Origin of the sequence: Haloferax sp. KTX1, assembly GCF_902410085.1 — an archaeon.
Taxonomy (GTDB): domain Archaea; phylum Halobacteriota; class Halobacteria; order Halobacteriales; family Haloferacaceae; genus Haloferax; species Haloferax massiliensis.
In genome coordinates this window covers 1-583 of record NZ_CABPRH010000060.1, presented here as the reverse complement: position 1 = coordinate 583, position 583 = coordinate 1, and the positions used below count along the sequence as shown (strand labels likewise).

2 protein-coding genes are annotated in these 583 nt (G+C 57.3%); one reads left to right on the top strand and one right to left on the bottom strand.

Annotated features, from left to right (window positions below):
• The first annotated feature begins 60 nt into the window (after positions 1 to 60).
• A complete protein-coding gene (locus FY251_RS20745; protein ID WP_129755103.1) occupies positions 61 to 237 on the top strand; it encodes a UPF0175 family protein in 177 nt (58 codons plus the stop codon).
• Between the two features lie 44 nt (positions 238 to 281).
• On the opposite strand, the gene FY251_RS20740 is transcribed toward FY251_RS20745, so the two are convergent.
• Complete coding sequence (locus FY251_RS20740) at positions 282 to 551, bottom strand: hypothetical protein (protein ID WP_004517812.1); 270 nt, start codon at positions 549 to 551, stop codon at positions 282 to 284.
• Positions 552 to 583: the final 32 nt, after the last annotated feature.

Genomic DNA, 583 nt, shown 5'->3' with positions numbered 1-583 from the left:
GTCTAGAACTAGCCGAAATAGTTTAATACTCCAAGGGCGTTCGTGTCGTTGTAGACGAAGATGTCACACAGGTCCCTCACAACGGCACTGACACTGTATCGCGGGGAAACGCTCACGCTCGAAGAGGCGGCTACGTACAGCGGGGTGTCACCAACAAAATTCGCCGCGGCGCTTCGCTCACGCGGGATCCAGGTGCGTGACGAAGACGGTGCGCCAGTCGACCATACTGCGAACTGAGAGTGGCGTCTATTTCACCTTCAGAGAACAGCTACTGCGTACTGTTACGCCGACCGCTCGTTGAGATACGCCTGGAATTCACTGATCAGCGGAAGCACGACCCAGAAGGTCAGCGCGCCCAGCACCGCGAACCAGAAGAACGCGTCGCCCATGAACAGGGCGATCTGATCGAACGTGGTCGGTTCCTCGATAGTAAGTTCGCCGGTGAGCTGTGCCCCCTCGAAACTCGGCGTGTTGTACCAGCCCTTGATGGTCATCCAGCCCAGTCCGCCGACCATGAGGCACGCGAACCCCTTCATGAACTCGTCAGCCATTATCCGAACGTTAGGTAGCGTCGTCTTTAGAC

Coding starts and splice junctions, on each gene's coding strand:
- FY251_RS20745 (WP_129755103.1), top strand. CDS start 61: ATGTCACACAGGTCCCTCACAACGGCACTGACACTGTATCGCGGGGAA.
- FY251_RS20740 (WP_004517812.1), bottom strand. CDS start 551: ATGGCTGACGAGTTCATGAAGGGGTTCGCGTGCCTCATGGTCGGCGGA.